This window comes from Gordonia sp. IITR100, assembly GCF_002009645.1.
GTDB lineage: Bacteria > Actinomycetota > Actinomycetes > Mycobacteriales > Mycobacteriaceae > Gordonia > Gordonia hongkongensis.
Genome location: NZ_MVKV01000005.1, coordinates 179,060 through 196,406, shown reverse-complemented (window position 1 = coordinate 196,406; position 17,347 = coordinate 179,060). Strand labels below are relative to the sequence as shown.

Sequence of the window (17,347 nt, the reverse complement as noted above, 5' to 3'; positions counted from 1 at the left end):
CGTGTTCACATCCACCTTCCGGGATTGAGCAGACCCTTCGGGTCGGTCTGGTGCGCCAGCGCGCGGACGCGCTCGGCATCGAGATCGACGTACCACTGGTGCGGGGAGTGGACGCCGACCCCGAGATCCTCGAGTGCGGCGACGCCGTCGATGACCTGCTGCGGACTGCGGTAGATCCCGTTGAGCATCCCGAACATCATCTCGTGGCCGACCTCGAGATGCAGCATGCCGCCCTCGTACACCTTCTCCACCTCCTCGAGCCGGGTGACGAGTGCGTCCCCGCGTACCTCCATGTGGAACCACCTGTCCGGCTGCGACTTCTGTAACCACCACGTCGGGTGGTTGTAGGACAGCGTCGACAGCTTGACCGTCTCGGCGATGCCCTCGCGGACCGCTTCGACGCGGCCGCCGGCGGCGACGACCAGGTCGGTGGTCTCCGCCAATGCCCGGGCGTCGATGATCCCGCGCACGCTGGCGCGACCGCGGACGAGCGCGGGGTCGTCGGGCAGCGCGCCCGTGATGACGGGGCCGTCCGCGGACAGCAGACGCGGCTTCGGTTCGACCGCCGCCAGTCGGAGCGCCGCGTCGAACGCCTCGCGTGTGGAGCCGAAACTCGCGTACACGCAGCGCCATTCCTGCAGCGGTTCCACCCGGATGGTGGCGCCGACAATGATGCCGGCGACCCCGTAGGTGTGCACGAACGGGGTTGCGTCGTCGCCCTCGAGATGGACCACCTCGGCCTCGCCGGTCGCATGGACGACATCCAGTGCGTCGACGAACCCCTGATGGTTGCGGCCGTGCGCGATCGTGCCGGTACCAGCCGAACCTCCCGCCAGGAACCCGCCGAGCGTCGACTGGACGGTCGACGGGTACATCCACAGCTGGCTGCCGTGCGACCATGCGGTCTGTTCCAGGTTGATCATCCGCGCGCCCGCCTGGGCGGTGACCGAACGGTCGGTGACGTCCCCGATCGCGGTCAGCGACGTCATGTCGAGGACGAGTCCGCCGAAGCGCGGGATGACCTGGCCGTAGTTCCCGGTTCCCTTGCCGCGCGTGGTGATCGGTACGCCGCGGGCGACCGCCGCGCGGACGATGTGGGGCACCGCGTCGGCCGTGCGTGGGTAGCACACGAGATCGGGTCGGCCGAGATCCTGCGCCGACAGGATCGGACTCATCCCCGAGCCGTCGCGGGCCGCGCGTTCGAGCGCGCGGGGAAGTGAGCTGATGCCGCGCGGGCCGACGATCGCGAGCAGGTCGTCGGCCAGCGCATCGACGTCCTCGGGGCCGAAGTCGGGGCGTCCCTCGTCGGTACCGACCGCGACCACCGGAGCGGTCATGACGGCAGGCCCACCGAGGTGTCGATGAAGCGGTTGGTCGCGATCGCCTCGGGCGTCAGGCCGTCGGCTGCGGGCGTGCCCTGCTCGGTGAAGATCGGCCCGGTCACCTCCATCACCCGGGCGACGCGCGCGGTGTCGAAGTTGCCGATCGTCGTGTCGGTGCCGTTGCTCACCAGGTTGAGGTCGGCCATCGTCTCCCGTGCGTAGTCGGCGTTCCGCTGGGAGTACACCCACCCCGTGTCGTACTGCTCGACGGCGTCGAGGATGACCGCGTCGGCCGCCTGCGGCGACGCCAGATAATCGACCGAACCGCGCTGCAACACCGGCACCAGCTGCTCGAGGCAGGCGGCGTTCTCTTCCAGTGCGTCCGAGCGAACCGCCACCGACGACTTGTAGGACGGGAAGCCGACGTCGTGGATCAGCTGGTACTTCACCGGCTTCTGCCAGCCCTCGACCTCTTCCTGGTAGACCTGCGGCTCGGAGCTGGCGAACCCCTGCTGGGCGGTCTTGCCGCCGTCGGAGACGAAGTTGGCCGGCGACCCGTCGTAGCTGCCGTCGACCTGCGCGGGGGAGAGGACGCCCGACCCGGTCAGGTAGTCCATGTAGGTGGCCCCCTCGAAGTACAGGACGCGCGCGTTCGCCGCCTTGAGGTCGGCGATCCCCTGGACCTGCGGGTAGGTGGCGGGATCCCACATGATCATCTGCGGACTGATGTCGAGCGGTGCCATGACCGCCGTCGTCGGGTTGTCCTTCGAGTTCTGGATGGCCTGATCGGTGTCGACGTAGCCGAGGAGGATCTCCGGGTCGGAGTACATCTGCGAGGTCACCGACTGGAAGCCGATGGCGGGTCCGCCGGCCCGGATCTCGATGTCGACGCCGGTGTATTCGCCGCGGTCGAAGAGCGGACCGACGACGCGCTTGTTGCCGGCATTGATCGTGGGGTCGGGGCCGAGGAGTTGGTAGAGGTGGCCGTGTTCGGCCTCAGGGTTCCAGTCGGTCTGGATGACGACCTTGTCGGGACAGTTGGCGCTCAGGTCGACAGGGCCGACCGCCCCCGTGTAACCGGAGGATTCGGTGCTCTCCCCGGAACTGCACGCGGCGGTGAAGGCGAGGGCGGCGGCGACGACGGCGACACCGGTGGTCTTGGACAGGCGACGCCAGACGGGTGTGTTCATGAGATGAGTTCCTTTTCGGGCTGAGAGATTCCGGAAGTTGAATGGAGGATCAAGGGGTGTCGACGACAGGAGACCCACTCGCTGGTTGAGCCGGCACCGAGCGAAGCGAGGAGCCGGTACCCCCGCTGGTTGAGCCGGCACCGAGCGAAGCGAGGAGCCGAGTCGAAACCACCCGGCGAGAGAAGATCAGGTCAGCGCTGGTACCAGCGTCCGACGATGCGGTTGCCCAGCCAGCCGAAGAACCAGAAGACGGCCACGCCGAGAAGTGAGGCGAGCACGATCGAGGCGAACAGTTCCTCGGCTTGCAGTCGCGACCGGTAGTTGTCGATCAGGATGCCGATGCCGGGATTGCCCTGCTTGAAGAAGAAGTCGCCCACGATGGCGCCGACCACCGACAGGCCCGCCGAGATGCGGAGACCGGCGAAGATGGCCGGCATGGCGGCGGGGAACTCCAGCTTGCGCAGGATGGTGACGCGGCTCGGACGGTGCAGGGCGAAGAGATCCCGCATCTGCCGGTCGACCGATCGAAGGCCGAACAGGGTGTTGGAGACGATCGGGAACAGTGAGATCAGTACACAGACGAAAACCCGTGCACTGAAGCCGAATCCGAACCAGAATCCGACCAGGGGGACGAGCGCCAGGATCGGGACGCACTGCAGCACCACGGCATACGGGAAGAGGGCGTTCTCCATCAGCCGTGACTGCGACATGATCACCGCCCACGTGATGCCGATGATCGCGGCGATCGTCAGGCCGGTCAACGCGACGGTGGCCGTGCGGCTCAGAGCCTCCCACATCGCCTGGGCGGAGTCGCCCAGCAGTCCGTCGGTGACGACCTGGTGCGGGGGCGGCATCAGGAATCGACGGCCGGGATCGAGCACCGCGTAGCTGACGAGGTACCACGCGCCGATGACCAGGCCCAGGACGACGAGCGGCGCGGCGATCCCGACCATCTTCGATCGGGAGCGGCCGCGTCGGCCCGTGCGTGCGGCCACGGCGAGTTCGGTGGTGGAGCCGGGGTCGGGTGTACCGGCCTTGCCGGTTTTCGGGGTTCGCACGCCCGGGGCGGTCTCGGTGCCGGTGTCGGGGGCGCTCATGAATGTGCCTCTCGGAGTGCGCGGGAGATCCGGCCGGCGATCGCGCCGAACTCCGGCTCGAAACGCAGGTCGGGCGACCGGGGATAGTCGAAGGGGACCTCGATCTCGTCGACGATGGATCCCGGCCGTCCCGACATCACCAGGACACGCGTGGACAGGAACGCCGCCTCGGCGACCGAGTGGGTGATGAACAGGCCGGCAAAGCGTTTGACGGCGAACAGCTCGGTCAGGTCGGTACCGAGCCGTTCGCGGGTCAATTCGTCGAGTGCGGCGAACGGTTCGTCGAACAGGAACAGATCGGGATCGAGCGTCAGCGAGCGGGCCAGCGACACCCGCATCCGCATGCCGCCGGACAGCATGTGCGGCAGGTGCTTGTCGAACCCGGTCAGCCCGACCGTCTCCAGCGCGGCGCGGACGCGTTCGCGCCGTTCGGCTTTCGGTGCACCGTCGAGTTCACCGAGCAGTGCGACGTTGTCGGCCACGGTCCGCCACGGGAGCAGGGTGGCGTCCTGGAACACGTAACCGATCCGTTCGGCACCGCTCTGCAGGTAACCGTCGGTGATCGTCTCCAGGCCCGACGACAACCGCAGGAGGGTCGACTTGCCGCAACCCGATGGGCCCACGACGCTCACGAACTCGCCCTCGCGCACGGTGAGGTTCACGTCGCGGAGGGCGTGGGTGCCGTCCGGATAGGTGAGCTCCACGTGTTCGAAGCCGACGAGCGGGTGACCGAGTGCCGGTCTGTGGGTCGTTGCTGGTGAACTCATCATCTCTCCATGCCGACGGGGGACAGGCCCAGCGGTGATGCTGCGGCTGAGGACATTCCGGCCGGTGATGCTCCTGCCGGGGACGGAACCGGGAACGACGGGAACGCCGTCCAGGTGGTGGACTCGGTGCGTGCGACCGCCGTTCCGTTCACGATCACGACCCGGTCGGCCGGCGCGGTGGCGATGACCTCGGTGAGATCGGCGCCGCGGATGGCGACGAGGTCGGCGCGGGCTCCGACGACGGGGCCCGCGGGCTCCAGTCCGAGCACGGCACGCGCCTCGGAGGTGACCAGTTCCGTTGCGGTGTGGGGGTTCTGATGTGCGGCGGTGATCAGCAGGGCGGCGGTCTCGAGCGGGTCGGCCCGGCCCACGGGGTTGAACGGGTCGCGGATGTTGTCCGCACCACCGGCGACGCGGACGCCGTGATCGCGCAGCACGTCGATCGGCGTGATGCCTCGTCGCCCCGCGGACGGTCCGGATCGGCCCTGGAGGTACAGGTTCGTCACCGGCAAGGCGACGACCGAGACACGGGCCCGTGCGAGCGCCCGTGCGACCCGTTGCAGGTCGGCGGCGGCCAGGGTGTCGAGGCGGCAACAGTGGCCGGCCGTGCGGATCCGGTCGTCGGGCCACTCGGCGACGCGGTCGGCGAAGGCCTCGATGGTCAGGTGGTCACCGTCGAGGAATTCATCGACGTGCAGGTCGGCGCCGATACCGCGCGCTTCGGCGAGGTCGAGCAGTCTCGTGAGCTCGGCGATGGGGTCATCGGCGATGTGCGGGGCCCCGCCGACGAGGTCGACGCCGGCGTCGAGCGCGGCCTCGATGTGCGCGGTGGGCGTGAGTGGGCTCGCCAGGACCGCGACCTGGATGTCCATCAGTCCGCGCAGGTGCTCCCGGACCTCGGTGAGCACGCGGACGGCTCGCAGTGGGTCGTCGTGCGAGAGAACGTCGGCGTGGGTGCGCACCGCGGTGATGCCGTTGCGCAGCATGGACGAGGTCGCCCGGAGAGCGCGCGTCCGGAAGGACTGCTCATCGAGGGAGACGCTGCCGGCCCGCCAGGAGGCGATCGCGGCGTTGAGGTCGCCGCTCGGCGGTGACAACTCCGGCCACGACAGGGCCTTGTCCAGGTGGGCGTGGGGTTCGGCGGCGGGTGGGAGCAGCAGGTGGTCACGGAGATCCAGCCAGTCGGCGGGATGTGGGACATCGGGAGAAAACGGTGTGACGGCGCGGACGCGGTGGATACCGTCGGCATCGGCGGACAGCTCGACATCGACCACTGACCCGTCGGCCAGTGATCCGGTGATGCCCGGCACGGGCGCTGTCTGCTGAGTCGGCATTGATGACACTTCCTCGAGAACATCGAAATGGCGTGCGACGGTGCACGACTGGGTCGGTGGTCCCGCTGTGGCTGGGGTCGGCGGGGTTGGGGCGGTTCGTGATACTTGTTGATCACGTCAACACGTCCGAATATAGGAATGCGCTGTTGCCACGACGTTAACCAGCGCTGCGGGCGTGTAACCATCGGTTCTGCAGGAAGGGTGTGAGCCACATGGCGCTCGACGAGCCGGACGTCGCGCAGGTGTCGCTGGGTGCCGAGATCCGCCGACGACGTAAGCAGCATGGCCTCACGTTGACGAATCTGGCTGCGCAGGCCGGTATCTCGCATCCGTTCTTGTCGCAGCTCGAGCGCGGATACGCGCGTCCGAGCATGACGACCCTGGAACGGATCGCCAGGGCGCTGGACACCACCCAGGTCAGTCTGATGCTGGCCGCGGACCCTGCGCACGTGGCGGGGGCACCGTCTCCGGCACCCGTCGGGACGCAACTGGTGCGTGCCGGCGAGGGCGCGATCCTTCCGCAGGCCGGCGACAACGCCGGATACGCCCGGTTGCTCGTTCGAGGAGACGCCGCGTTCTTCCCCCAGGAGCAGTTGTTGAACCGGCGGGACTACGGCGAGTACTTCCAGCACGAGCAGGACGAGTGGTTGCATGTCGTCGACGGCGAGGTCGAGGTCGACCTCGGCGACGGAAGTCTCCTCGAATTGCGAAGGGGCGACAGCCTTTACTACGCTGGCGGCATTCCCCACCGGTGGCGGCTCACCGGTTCCGAGGCCGCTCGGCTCGTCGTTGTCCAGGCGTCAACGCAGGTGTCGGAGATCCGCGACGGTGGGGGTGGTTCCCGTGGCTGGGAATACCGGCGGAGATCGTAGTACCTAGGAGATCTCCGATGTCTGTGTCAGCGAACGACCTTCGAGATGGACTGCGTATCCGCGTGGTGTCACGGCGCCGGCTCGCCCGTCGGGTGGACGAATTCGTCCTCGCGCCGGTCGGTGTCGACGCGCTGCCGTCGTGGACCGCTGGATCGCACGTCGATCTGCACACACCGGCCGGCCCGGTCAGGCAGTATTCGTTGTGTTCCTCCCCTGACGACACGAGTACGTACCGGATCGCCGTCGAACGCCGGATCGACAGCCGGGGCGGTTCGGACTCCGTGCACGACGAGGTTCAGGTGGGCGGTGAGGTGTGGATCAGCCCGCCGCGCAATCACTTCGCGCTGACACGTGCACTCGGTTATGTGTTCGTGGCCGGTGGTATCGGCATCACCCCCGTCCTCGCCCTCGTCGACGAGGCCCGCCGTACCGGGCGGCCGTGGCGGCTCGTTTACGTCGGACGGTCCCGGGCGGAGATGGCCTTCGTCGACGAGATCGAATCCAGGTACCCCGGACTGGTCACGATTCACGAGTCGGCCCACTCGGGCCGCCTGGATCTCGGTGGCGTCCTGGCCGGGCTCGCCCGCGGCACCGCCGTGTACACCTGCGGACCGCCGTCGATGCTGGAAGCCGTTGCGCAAGTGTGTGAGCCGCAACCGGCCGTGGATTCGTTCGCCGAGAAGTTCACCGCCACGACGACGCAGTCCGCGGCTGACGCGGAGTTCGAACTCTCCCTTGCCTTCTCGGGCGTGACGGTGACGGTGCCGCAGGATCGCACCATCCTCGACGTCCTGGACGGACGTGGGGTGGTGGCGCCGTCGTCGTGCCGCGAAGGTGTCTGCGGAACCTGTGAGACGGGGGTGGTCAGCGGCGAGGTGGACCACCGCGACTCGATCCTGTCGCCGGAGGAGCGGTCCGAGAACGAATCGATGATGATCTGCGTGTCGCGGTGTACGAGCGGTCGTCTGGTGCTCGAGCTGTGACGGTCACGGTGCTCACCGGCGCCGTGGCGGTCCTACGTGACGCGTCGATGGTCACGCGCGATCCGGTCGTGGTCGACGACGGGCGGATCGGGGCCGCGGTCGGCGGCCGGGCCGCCGCGGACGAGGTCGTCGACGTCTCGGGGTGCGTCGTCACGCCCGGTCTCGTGAACGCGCACCACCATCTGCTGCAGACCGCGTTCCGGTCGCGTCCGGAGAGCCGGTCGGTACCGATGCCGCAGTGGCTCGGCCTGATGGCGCAACGTTATTCATCGGTCGGTGTCGACCCCGAGCTCGTCGCCGCGGCAGCGGCTGCCGGGCTCGCGGAGTCCCTGCTGTGCGGTGTCACTACGGTCGCTGACCATCATCTGACCTGGCCCGGTGGTCAGGACCCGGTCGCGTTGGCCGGAGGGACCATCGATGCCGCCGCACGGGTCGGTGCGCGATTGGTCTTCGTCCGGGGCACTGCTCGCGACGACCCGCAAGCCGCAGCCGCATCGGTCGAGGACATCCACCGAACACATCTGGGTGCGGGGGCAACCGGCACGAGCGCGGACGGGATGCTGCAGCTGGCCGTCGGCCCGTCCGGCGTGCACAGCGACGGGCCGGAGACCTTCGCGACGCTCGGCGAGGTCGCATCTCGACTCGGCCTGCGTCGTCGTACGCAGGCGAACGAGCAGGTCGATGTGCAGGTCGCCGCGGAACGATATGGGCGGCGCCCCCTCGAGTTGCTCGACGAGTGGGGTTGGCTCGCCGACGACGTCACGCTGGCGCATCTGTGCGAGATCACCGACGACGAAGTGGCTCTGGTCGCGCGATCGGGAGCGTCTGCGACCCACGCGCCCGGGTGCGACGTGCCGATGGGATGGGGCGTCGCGCGGGTTGCGGCGCTCGTGTCCGCGGGTGTGCGGGTGGGACTCGGCACCAGCGGCGGCGGGAGCAACGACGCCGGGCACCTGCTCGCCGATGCCCGCCTGGCCGTTCAGGTCTCGGGATTGATCGGCGAACCCGTCACGGCCCGAGAGGTTCTCGCGATGGCGTCCGAGGGTTCGGCGGCAGGTCTCGGCCGCAGCGAGCTGGGGCACCTCCGGCCCGGTGCCGCCGCCGACCTCTGCGTGTGGGACTGCTCGGACGTCTTCGACGCCGGGGTCACCGACCCGGTCGACGGCCTGCTGTGGGCCGGCCCGGGCCGGCGACCCCGCGACGTCATGGTCGCAGGTCGGTGGGTGGTACGCGACGGAGAACTCGTGACCGCTGATTCACGTTCGCTCGCAGCCGACCTCGGGACACTGCTCGACTGGCGGCAGCGTTCTGCTCCCTGATCCGAGAGAACCACAGAACCGCTGGTCCGTTGGGTGCAGCGACGGCCTCCCTCTGCTCCCTGAGGTGCGAGCGAAGCGAGCCACGAAGGGCTTCGCAACGTGTCTCACCAGGCCCTTCGTGGCTCGTCGCTATCGCTCCTCACTCCTCAGGGAGCAATGGGGTCACTTCTTTCGGATCAGGGAGCAGGGGCTGGCTCGCCCGCCGTCAGGAAGTGGCCGTCGCACACGGCGGTGCGGGTGCGTCCTCGGACAGCGGCTTGTTCAGCGGCATCAGGTACAGGACAACCAGCACGACCGGGGTGGTCCCGAGATTGGTTCCCTCGTGGGTGTTCGCCTTGCCCCCGGGTTCGGCGATGATCTCGCCGGTCCGGTACACGACCGGCTTGCAGTCGGAGCCGGGGTGGGTGAGGGTGCCCTGCCGGACCAGTCCGTAGAGCGGGCCGTCGTGGTAGTGCCACCCGGTGGTTCCGCCGGGGGCGATGGTGATCTCCCGGACCTCCACGTGGACGCCGTCGGGCACGAAGGGGAGGAGGTCGGCCGGGATGTCCGCCTTGGCCAGGCTGACCGCCGAGATTCCGGACGAGGGCGTGGAATTCGCCGTCCCCGACGACATCGCGAGCGGCGTCAGGAGAGCGGCCGCGGCGGCGAGCGTCGCGACGGCGGTGCGCAGGAGTGGTGTCATCGTCCGACCGTACGTCGGGCCGACGCACCTCATACCCGATTCGTCCGATTCTGTTGTGCAACAGTCCTGGACGATTGACCCGAACGGTCCTGGGTACAGAGCGGTGTGCATACGATGACGGGACCGAGTAGGTGATGATTCGGTACGAACTCGAGGAGCCGCGGATGTCTCGCTTGCCGAATGTCGTGGTCGTCGGCGTCGGCGTCGGCGTTGCCGTCCTGTCCATGGTGATGGGCGTGGCGGGTGTGCTCGTGCCCTCCGCGGGATCTGCGTCGGCGGACACCCTCACCGGTGTCCGATACGCCAAGGCGACGGCCGGCGCGCCATACCGGGAGACCTGGGTGTCGCCCCGCAATCTCGTGGTGTCGGTGTGGTCACGGTCGATGCAGACCCAGGTCCCGTCGCTGGTCCAGACGCCCGCGAACCGGAACGAGGCCGCACCGGTGATGTACCTGCTCAGCGGATCGTCCGGTGGCGAGGACAACGACGACTGGACGCACGCCACCGACGCCAACGCGTTCTATGCGAACAAGAACGTGTGGACCGTGGCCCCGATCGGGGGCGCGGCGAGCTACTACGCCGACTGGCGGCGCGTCGACCCGGCCGCGAACTTCCGGTTCGGCGTGAAGACGTCACGGCCCCTGCGGTGGGAGACCTTTCTGACCTCGGAGCTGCCCGCCGCCTTCGAGAACGCGCACGGGGGACGATCCGGCCCGGGACGCTCGCGCGGGGTCGCGGGGATCTCGATGGCGGGTACTGCCGTGCTCCGGATCGCCGAGAACCACCCCGGGTTCTACCGTGCGGTCGGTTCCTATTCGGGATGCGCCGACACCGCGTCGCCCACCGGGCAGTTGCTGTTGCGCAACGTGGCGTTCGTGCCCGGACTCGCCGACGCCAGCAACATGTACGGCCCGCCCGGGGACCCGCAGTGGGCAGCCCAGGATCCGGTGATCAACGCTTACAAGTTCGGGCGTCGCACCCCCGCCCTGTGGATCAGTGCGGCGACCGGATTGCCCGGTGCGCACGACAATCTGTCCGACCGGCGGATCGCCGGCAACGTGGGGGAGCTCGCCGAACAGGTCGCGGCCGGCGGATTCGCCGAAGCGACCGCACGATCGTGCACGGTGACGATGGCAAACCGCCTCGCCGCGCTGCGCATCCCGGCCGTCGTCCGGCTCCCGGCGACCGGTACGCATTCCTGGGGGTACTGGGAGGACCAGATGCATGAGTCCTGGCCGATGTTCGCCCGCGCGCTCGGGGCGTGACGCCGCGGGAGATGCACCGCGGACGGCGGTCGTCGTCGACCGCCGGACCTCGCATTTCAGCGTCCGTTCAACTCGGCGCACCTACGGTCGGGGCGTGATCTCCGGGCACGGCTCCACCCGACGAGGCCCAGGGCGCGATCCGCGATGACCGTGACCCGGCGCGGCCTGTGGCTCTCGCAACTGCTGCATCCCGAGGTCTCGCATGTCGTCGCGTTCGGCCTGACCCTGAGCGGCCGGCTCGACGCCGAACGACTGCATCGCACGGCCGGTGCCGTGCTCGACCACGTCGGCTGGTACGACGTGCGTCTGAGCCCGAATCGGTCGCCGGCCGACGGTCATCCGCACCCCCTGCAGCCAGCCGGTTCCGGACTGGACCCGGTGGAGTGCGTGGACCTGTCCGCGTGTGCCGACCCGGCTGCCGAGAGCGAGGCGCGTGCGCAGCGTTTCCTCGACGACCCCGCAGGCGCCGATCTCGGACTGCCGTTGTTCCGCAGCGAACTGCACGTCCTCGCTCCCGACTCCCACCGGTGGATCGTGCGGGTGCATCACGTGCTCACCGACGGCGCCGGCGTCCTGCGGGTCATGGCGCACATCGCCGCTGTCTACGCGGGTACTGCGCGACCGGACGAGATGCCCCTCGCCGACGACCCCGAACTCGAGGCCGAAGAGGAGAGGTACCGCGGCTCGCGACGCCGAGGGGCCGACGAACAACACTGGGCCCGACGGCTCGACGGCCTCGCGCCGTCCCTGCTGGCCGGTTCCATCCCGCATTTCACGTCGTCGATCACGCGCGTCACCGAAACCCTGAGAAGTCCGCGGACCGCATCGTCGGCCGAGTTCGTCACCGCGTTCGCGGGCCTGTGCGCCCGGCTCCTCGACACCCCCGACGTGGGGCTGAGTCTCCCGGTCGCCGCACGTACCTCGGCGGCACGTCTACGAGCGGTGCAGCCCGTCTCGAACGTCGTGCCGTTGCGCCTCGACGGAATCGGGGACCGCGACGCCGGGCAGGCCCTCGTCGACGTGTCGTCGGCCCTGATCGAGGCACTGCGTCACCAGCGCCACCATCGCGAGGACATGCTGCGAAAGCAGCACGGGCTCAACGGCTTCGGTGCGGTGGTCAACCTCCTGCCGGGCTTCGAACCGCCCGCTGTCGACGGCTTGCACTGGGGACTCGAGGTGATGCGGACCGGACCGATCTCCGACGTCGCGGTGACCCTGCACCCCGCCGATCAGAACGGCCGCCGGGCGGTCACCTGGGAAGCCCCGGCCGCGGTCTTCGACACCGACGCGCTGGCCACTCTCGCCCGACGCTTCGACCGGCATCTGACCGCCACTCTGCGCGAACTGGACGGCGGCCCCCGGATTCCGGACGATTCGGTGTTCGTCGACGGCGAGTGGGAGCGGGTCCGGTGCCGGAGCGGTCCACCGGCACCGGCCTTCATGCCGACCGTGAGTCATCTGGAGGACCACTGGTCGTCGGATCCGGCGGCCGTGGCGATCATCGACGGTGAGGTGTCGGTGTCCCGGCGCGAGTTCGAGCGCCGGGTGACTCGCGGAACCCGCCTGCTCCTGGAAGCCGGGGTCGGGGCCGGCGACCGGGTGGCGGTGTCCATCGAGCGGTCGGCGACCTCCGTCGTCGCGTTCTGGTCGGTGCTGTGTGCGGGCGGCGTATGGGTGCCGGTCGGCGATCCGTTCGCACCGGAGGCGCGAACGAGGGATCTGCTCGATCGCTCCGGCGCCAAGGTCGGATTGTGCGTGCCGGGCGCCCCACGCCCGGGCTCGATCCGGTGGCTGAATCTCGAGCACAGCGACCCTGATTCGCCGGTGGCCGATTCCCCGGAGACCGATTCCCCGGAGGCCGACCGGAGGCCGGGACTGGACTGCGGGCCCGACGACGCGGCCTACCTGTTGTTCACATCGGGGTCGACGGGAACCCCCAAAGGCGTGGTCATGACCCACCGCGGCCTGCCCGCCCTGATCGCGGAGATCCGACAGACGTATGCGCTCACGTCCGGGTCACGCATCCTGCACGCCTCGTCCCCGACCTTCGACACCGGGATCGTCGAGATGCTGTGCGGGGTCGTCTGTGGGGCGACCGTCGTCGTCGCGCCGAACTCGACTCCCGGCGGGGATGGTCTCGCACACCTGATCCGACGCCATCGCGTCACCCATCTCATCGTCACCCCGTCGGTCCTCGACACCCTGCCCGTGGATCTCGCCGACGACCTGGTGCAGGTGATCATCGGCGGCGAACCGCCCTCGCCGCGGTTGGTCGACCGGTGGGCGGGGCGCGTCCGACTACGAAACGCATACGGACCCACCGAGTCTCGATGTAGCATCAACATCTCCGCGCCGCTGTCTCCGGGCGGGGCGATCACGGTGGGCCCGCCGATGGTCGGGGTCGGCGAGGCGGTCCTGGATCGCCTGGGGCGGCCACAGCCTCCTGGTGCGCTCGGCACCCTGCACTGTGTGGGTCCGCAACTGGCCGACGGCTACCTCGACGACCCGGCGGCGACGGCCGAGGTCTTCGCGAAGAGCGCGTTCTCCGACGACGAGATCATGTACCGGACCGGGGACCTTGCCCAGTGGACCGAGGCCGGTGAAGTCCGTGTGCTCGGACGGCGCGACAGCCAGGTGACCCTGCGAGGATTGCGCATCGAACTCGCCGAGATCGATGCCGCGTTGGGGCGATGCACCGGTGTGCGCAGTTCCGCGACGATCCTGCGTGAGTTGCCGTCGGGCCGTACCGCGCTGGTGTCGTTCGTCGTGCCGCGGGACACCGGAACGGACGTCGACGCACCCGGGCTGCGTCGCGCGGTCGCCGGTGTGCTGCCGTCGTACATGGTCCCGGCGCTCGTCGTCGGCATCGACGCGCTGCCCCGTACCGGCAACAACAAGCTCGACGTCGGAAAGCTGGCGGACCACCCGATCCCCGGTCGCCGGTCGGCGCGCGGACCCGTCGGCCCGCACGAGACCTTGCTGGTTCGGGTCGTGGGCGAGGCGCTGGGCACTGATGAGGTCGATCTGTTCGCTGGCTTCCTCGAGCAGGGCGGCGACTCCCTGGCGGTCATGCGGGTCGTCGGATCGCTGATCGCGGCAGGACATTCCGAGATCGGGCCCGACGACGTGCTCACCGCTCCCGACCTGGAGACGCTGGCCGAGCGTATGGTCGAGGCGGTCCGCCCGGACGACACCGTACGGCGACCGGCCGCACCGGACGACGATCGTCCGCTCACGTCCGCAGAACGGACGGTCGAACGCGCGCCGGGGCACCCGCACGGGCAGCTCGTCCGCGTCGCATGGGTTCCCCCTGCAACCGGGCGACCCACCTCGACCGAACTGCGGGAACTGCTCCGCACGTTGGCCGTTCGGCACCTTGCCCTGCGGTCGATCTACCCCGACACCCCCGCCGGGCCGGTCCAGCGGGCGCTGGCGGGGGGCGCCGACGCCGCGATCGATGGTGCCGTGCAGGTGGTTTCGGAGTTGAATCCGACCCCGACACGCGAGCGGCTGAGTGCACTGGCCGAGCAGATGTCGGCGACGCTCGACGTCCGGGTGGCTCCGCCGTTCAGCGTCCGCATCCTGTCGGATGCCGACGGCGATGTGGAGGCCGCGGTCGCGGTGTTCCATCACATCGCGGTCGACGGTCAGTCGCTCGGAACTCTGGCTCGGGAGGCGGACCTGATCGCTCGCGGGGCCGATATCCCGGCCGTGCACTCCATCTCGCCGCCCGCACCCCGCGCCGACCGCGGTGTCGACGGCGCATCGTGGCAGAAGTTGCTCGGCCTGCCGCTCGAGCAATCGTTCACGCTGGACGGGGTGAACCCGGTCTCGCGCACACGGTCAGCGGCGATCCGCCGTCGAGCCCTCGTCGACGCCGATGTCCACACACGATTCCACACCGACGCGTCCGAGCGGGGCATGACGTCGTTCGAGGCGTTCGGTCGATCGGTGTCCGAGGCGTTGGCGAGGCTGACCGGACAAGATCGGGTGATGGCGGCCACCGCGGCGTCGACGCGGCCGGTGGGTGCCGGGGACACCGTGGGGGACTTCGTGATCTCCGCGATGACGCCGCTGGACGCCCGAGAGGATGCGCGCGACTCGGTGGAGCGGACCCGCCGGTGCATCGGCGCGGCGACGGGGCCGATGGAAGACGTGCTGGACGCACTGGGACGCCCGGTCGTCGACGGCCGCCTCTTCCCGGTTCCGGTTCTCCTGGGCTGGGTCCCGACGATCACCCGGCCGAGTGTGGGCGGTCACCTCTACGTGTTCCCACCGCGGATCACGCGATGGATGCTGCAGATCGAGGGCTCGCCGACCGCGCAGGGGGAGCTGCAGATCCTGGTGACCGGTGCGGCCTCCGCCCTCGCGCAATCCCGGGTCGAGCAGGTCCTCGCCGAGGTCGTCGCGTGCGTGCGCCGGGTGTGACACTCGCGGTGCCCGACCGCCGACGGCGATTCCGGGCGGCCAGCGTTCGCATGCGACTGACGGTCGTCGGCGCGGCGATGCTGTTCACCGCACTGCTGATCGCCGGCGCGATCGTGCTGTTCGTCCTGTACCACTCGTTGAACACCGCCGCCGACGGCGCGACCGCCGCACGCAGCGGAGAGATCGTCGACGCGATGTCGCGGTCGGGCGTCGCCGGACTCGATCCGTCGCTGCTGGAACGGACGGAGGCCGTCGACATCGTCCAGATCGTCGGTCGCAACGGCGACGTGCTCGCCGCCACGCCCGGTGTCGAGCAGGACCGGGCGCTCGTCCCGCCCGCGGGCCGGGCCGGTATGAGCCACGTGATCGACGCCGCATTCCCCGGGAGCGACACCGAGTATCGCGCGACCGTCCAGGGTGCCGAGGTGTCCGGTGACCTCGTCACGGTGGTGGTCGGAGCCGGGGAGGGCAGCATCCACGCCACTGTGTGGACGGTGTTCGCCGTGCTGTGCGTGGTGTTCCCGATCATTCTCGCGGCGGCCGTCATCGCGACCGATCAGCTGCTACGGCGAGCGCTGCGTCCGGTCGAGTCCATCCGCGCCGAAGTCGCCGACATCTCCCGTGCGGGCGTCGCCCGTCGGGTGCCCGTCCCCGACACCGGAGATGAGATCGCGACCCTCGCCGAGACGATGAACGAGATGCTGGACCGGCTCGCATTCGCTCGTGACCAGCAGCTCCGTTTCGTCGGTGATTCGTCGCACGAGCTGCGGAGCCCGCTCGTCACCATCATCGGACTGCTCGAACTGGCCGACCGGACCGGCGAGCCCATCGACGACGATTCGGTGTCGACGCTTCTGCTCCCCGAGGCATACCGCCTTCGAGACCTGATCGACGACCTGCTGCTGCTCGCGCGCGCCGATGAGTACGGGCTGCGCCCCGAGTTCGAGGACGTGGATCTCGACGACATCGTCAACGACGAGGTGACCCGGCTCGACCTGACGACCGAACTCGACGTCGACGCCACGGTTCTCCCGGTGCGGGTGACCGGCGACCGGCGACAACTCGCGCGAGCGTTGCGGAACCTCGGCGACAACGCGACCCGGCACGCCCACGGCGCGGTCAGTGTCACGATGGCAGTCGGACCGGAGCGGGTGGCGGTGACCGTCGCCGACGACGGTGTCGGCGTTCCTGACGAGGACCGGGATCGGATCTTCGACCGGTTCGTCCGCCTGGACACAGCTCGTGAACGCGGCGGCGGGACGGGTCTCGGCCTGTCGATAGTGGCCGAGATCGTGCACGCGCACGGCGGGACGGTCGCGGTCGCCGACACCGGGGGCGACGGGTTCGCCATCGAGCTGTCGCTACCGCGCACGACACCTCATGACAGCGGGCCCCCGCCGTCACCGGCGAGGAGATAGCCTGCGCCCCGGACGGTTTCGATGGTTCGACAACCGAACGGGGTGTCGATGCGCCGGCGCAGATAGCCGACGTACACCTCGACGATGTTGTCGTCGCCCCGGTAGTGCGCGTCCCACACCGATTGCAGGATCTCGGTCTTGCTGACGACTGTTCCCTTGTGCCGCATCAGGAACTCGAGCACGGCGAACTCACGGGCGGTGAGGCGGATCGGGGTGTCGCCGCGCCGGACCTCCCGCGTTGCGGGGTCGAGGGTGAGCGAACCAGCACGGAGCACGGCGGGACGCTCGGGCGCACCGCGTCTCACCAGCGCCCGGAGGCGGGCCGACAGCACGACGAAGGAGAACGGTTTGACGAGATAGTCGTCGGCACCGAGGTCGAAGGCGTCCGCCTCGTCGTATTCGCCGTCCTTCGCGGTGAGCATCAGAACCGGCGTCCACACGGCGCGCCTGCGGAGCTCGCGGACGACCTCGTACCCGTTGAGGCGCGGCATCATGATGTCGCTGACGATCACGTCGTAGGTCCGAGTGCAGGCGCACTCGACGCCGTCGACCCCGTTGTCGGCGGTGTCGACCGTCCAGCCCTCGGCCGCCAGGGTGCGGCGGAGGGTCTCGGCGGCCCGCGGGTCGTCCTCGATCACCAGCACGCGCATGCGTCCCAGTATCACCGGCT

General features: G+C 69.4%; 13 protein-coding genes. 6 read left to right on the top strand and 7 right to left on the bottom strand.

Features of this window, described 5'->3' with window-relative positions:
- Nucleotides 1-5 precede the first annotated feature (5 nt).
- The 5 genes from B1818_RS10785 to B1818_RS10765 all read right to left on the bottom strand — a co-directional run bounded on the left by B1818_RS10785 (nucleotide 6) and on the right by B1818_RS10765 (nucleotide 5,710).
- Nucleotides 6-1,337 carry an FAD-binding oxidoreductase gene (locus tag B1818_RS10785; protein ID WP_078112716.1) on the bottom strand — a complete coding sequence of 444 codons (1,332 nt, stop codon included), beginning with the start codon at nucleotides 1,335-1,337 and terminating at the stop codon, nucleotides 6-8.
- A complete protein-coding gene (locus B1818_RS10780) occupies nucleotides 1,334-2,512 on the bottom strand; it encodes a nitrate ABC transporter substrate-binding protein (RefSeq protein WP_078112715.1) in 1,179 nt (392 codons plus the stop codon). Before B1818_RS10780 ends, B1818_RS10785 begins: the two co-directional genes overlap by 4 nt.
- A 191-nt stretch (nucleotides 2,513-2,703) precedes the next feature.
- Nucleotides 2,704-3,609, bottom strand: a complete 906-nt coding sequence (locus tag B1818_RS10775; RefSeq protein ID WP_078112714.1) for an ABC transporter permease — start codon at nucleotides 3,607-3,609, stop codon at nucleotides 2,704-2,706.
- Nucleotides 3,606-4,376, bottom strand: a complete 771-nt coding sequence (locus tag B1818_RS10770) for an ABC transporter ATP-binding protein (protein WP_058249775.1) — start codon at nucleotides 4,374-4,376, stop codon at nucleotides 3,606-3,608. Before B1818_RS10770 ends, B1818_RS10775 begins: the two co-directional genes overlap by 4 nt.
- Nucleotides 4,376-5,710 carry an amidohydrolase family protein gene (locus B1818_RS10765; RefSeq protein WP_078112713.1) on the bottom strand — a complete coding sequence of 445 codons (1,335 nt, stop codon included), beginning with the start codon at nucleotides 5,708-5,710 and terminating at the stop codon, nucleotides 4,376-4,378. Before B1818_RS10765 ends, B1818_RS10770 begins: the two co-directional genes overlap by 1 nt.
- A 212-nt stretch (nucleotides 5,711-5,922) precedes the next feature.
- Between B1818_RS10765 and B1818_RS10760 the strand changes: the two genes are divergently transcribed.
- The 3 genes from B1818_RS10760 to B1818_RS10750 are packed head-to-tail and all read left to right on the top strand — an operon-like array spanning nucleotide 5,923 to nucleotide 8,884.
- A complete protein-coding gene (locus tag B1818_RS10760; protein WP_065631433.1) occupies nucleotides 5,923-6,582 on the top strand; it encodes a helix-turn-helix domain-containing protein in 660 nt (219 codons plus the stop codon).
- 17 nt (nucleotides 6,583-6,599) lie between these two features.
- Nucleotides 6,600-7,565 (top strand): PDR/VanB family oxidoreductase, encoded by a 966-nt coding sequence (locus B1818_RS10755; RefSeq protein WP_078112712.1) that lies wholly within the window; start codon nucleotides 6,600-6,602, stop codon nucleotides 7,563-7,565.
- Complete coding sequence (locus B1818_RS10750; protein WP_137810394.1) at nucleotides 7,562-8,884, top strand: amidohydrolase family protein; 1,323 nt, start codon at nucleotides 7,562-7,564, stop codon at nucleotides 8,882-8,884. The genes B1818_RS10755 and B1818_RS10750 overlap by 4 nt, the downstream gene beginning before the upstream one ends.
- Before the next feature lie 205 nt (nucleotides 8,885-9,089).
- Here B1818_RS10750 and B1818_RS10745 read toward each other — a convergent pair whose 3' ends face one another.
- Nucleotides 9,090-9,566 (bottom strand): cupin domain-containing protein, encoded by a 477-nt coding sequence (locus B1818_RS10745; protein ID WP_058249779.1) that lies wholly within the window; start codon nucleotides 9,564-9,566, stop codon nucleotides 9,090-9,092.
- Nucleotides 9,567-9,730: 164 nt separating this feature from the next.
- On the opposite strand from B1818_RS10745, the gene B1818_RS10740 reads away from it, so the two are divergent.
- From B1818_RS10740 to B1818_RS10730, 3 genes are all read left to right on the top strand, one after another.
- Nucleotides 9,731-10,831 carry an alpha/beta hydrolase family protein gene (locus tag B1818_RS10740; protein WP_078112760.1) on the top strand — a complete coding sequence of 367 codons (1,101 nt, stop codon included), beginning with the start codon at nucleotides 9,731-9,733 and terminating at the stop codon, nucleotides 10,829-10,831.
- A 144-nt stretch (nucleotides 10,832-10,975) separates the two neighbouring features.
- Nucleotides 10,976-15,259 (top strand): AMP-binding protein, encoded by a 4,284-nt coding sequence (locus tag B1818_RS10735; RefSeq protein WP_078112710.1) that lies wholly within the window; start codon nucleotides 10,976-10,978, stop codon nucleotides 15,257-15,259.
- Nucleotides 15,241-16,677 (top strand): HAMP domain-containing sensor histidine kinase, encoded by a 1,437-nt coding sequence (locus tag B1818_RS10730; RefSeq protein ID WP_058249781.1) that lies wholly within the window; start codon nucleotides 15,241-15,243, stop codon nucleotides 16,675-16,677. Before B1818_RS10735 ends, B1818_RS10730 begins: the two co-directional genes overlap by 19 nt.
- On the opposite strand, the gene B1818_RS10725 is transcribed toward B1818_RS10730, so the two are convergent.
- Nucleotides 16,638-17,327: a response regulator transcription factor gene (locus B1818_RS10725; RefSeq protein WP_004019147.1), complete on the bottom strand. Its 690-nt coding sequence runs from the start codon at nucleotides 17,325-17,327 to the stop codon at nucleotides 16,638-16,640. The genes B1818_RS10730 and B1818_RS10725 overlap by 40 nt on opposite strands.
- Nucleotides 17,328-17,347: the final 20 nt, after the last annotated feature.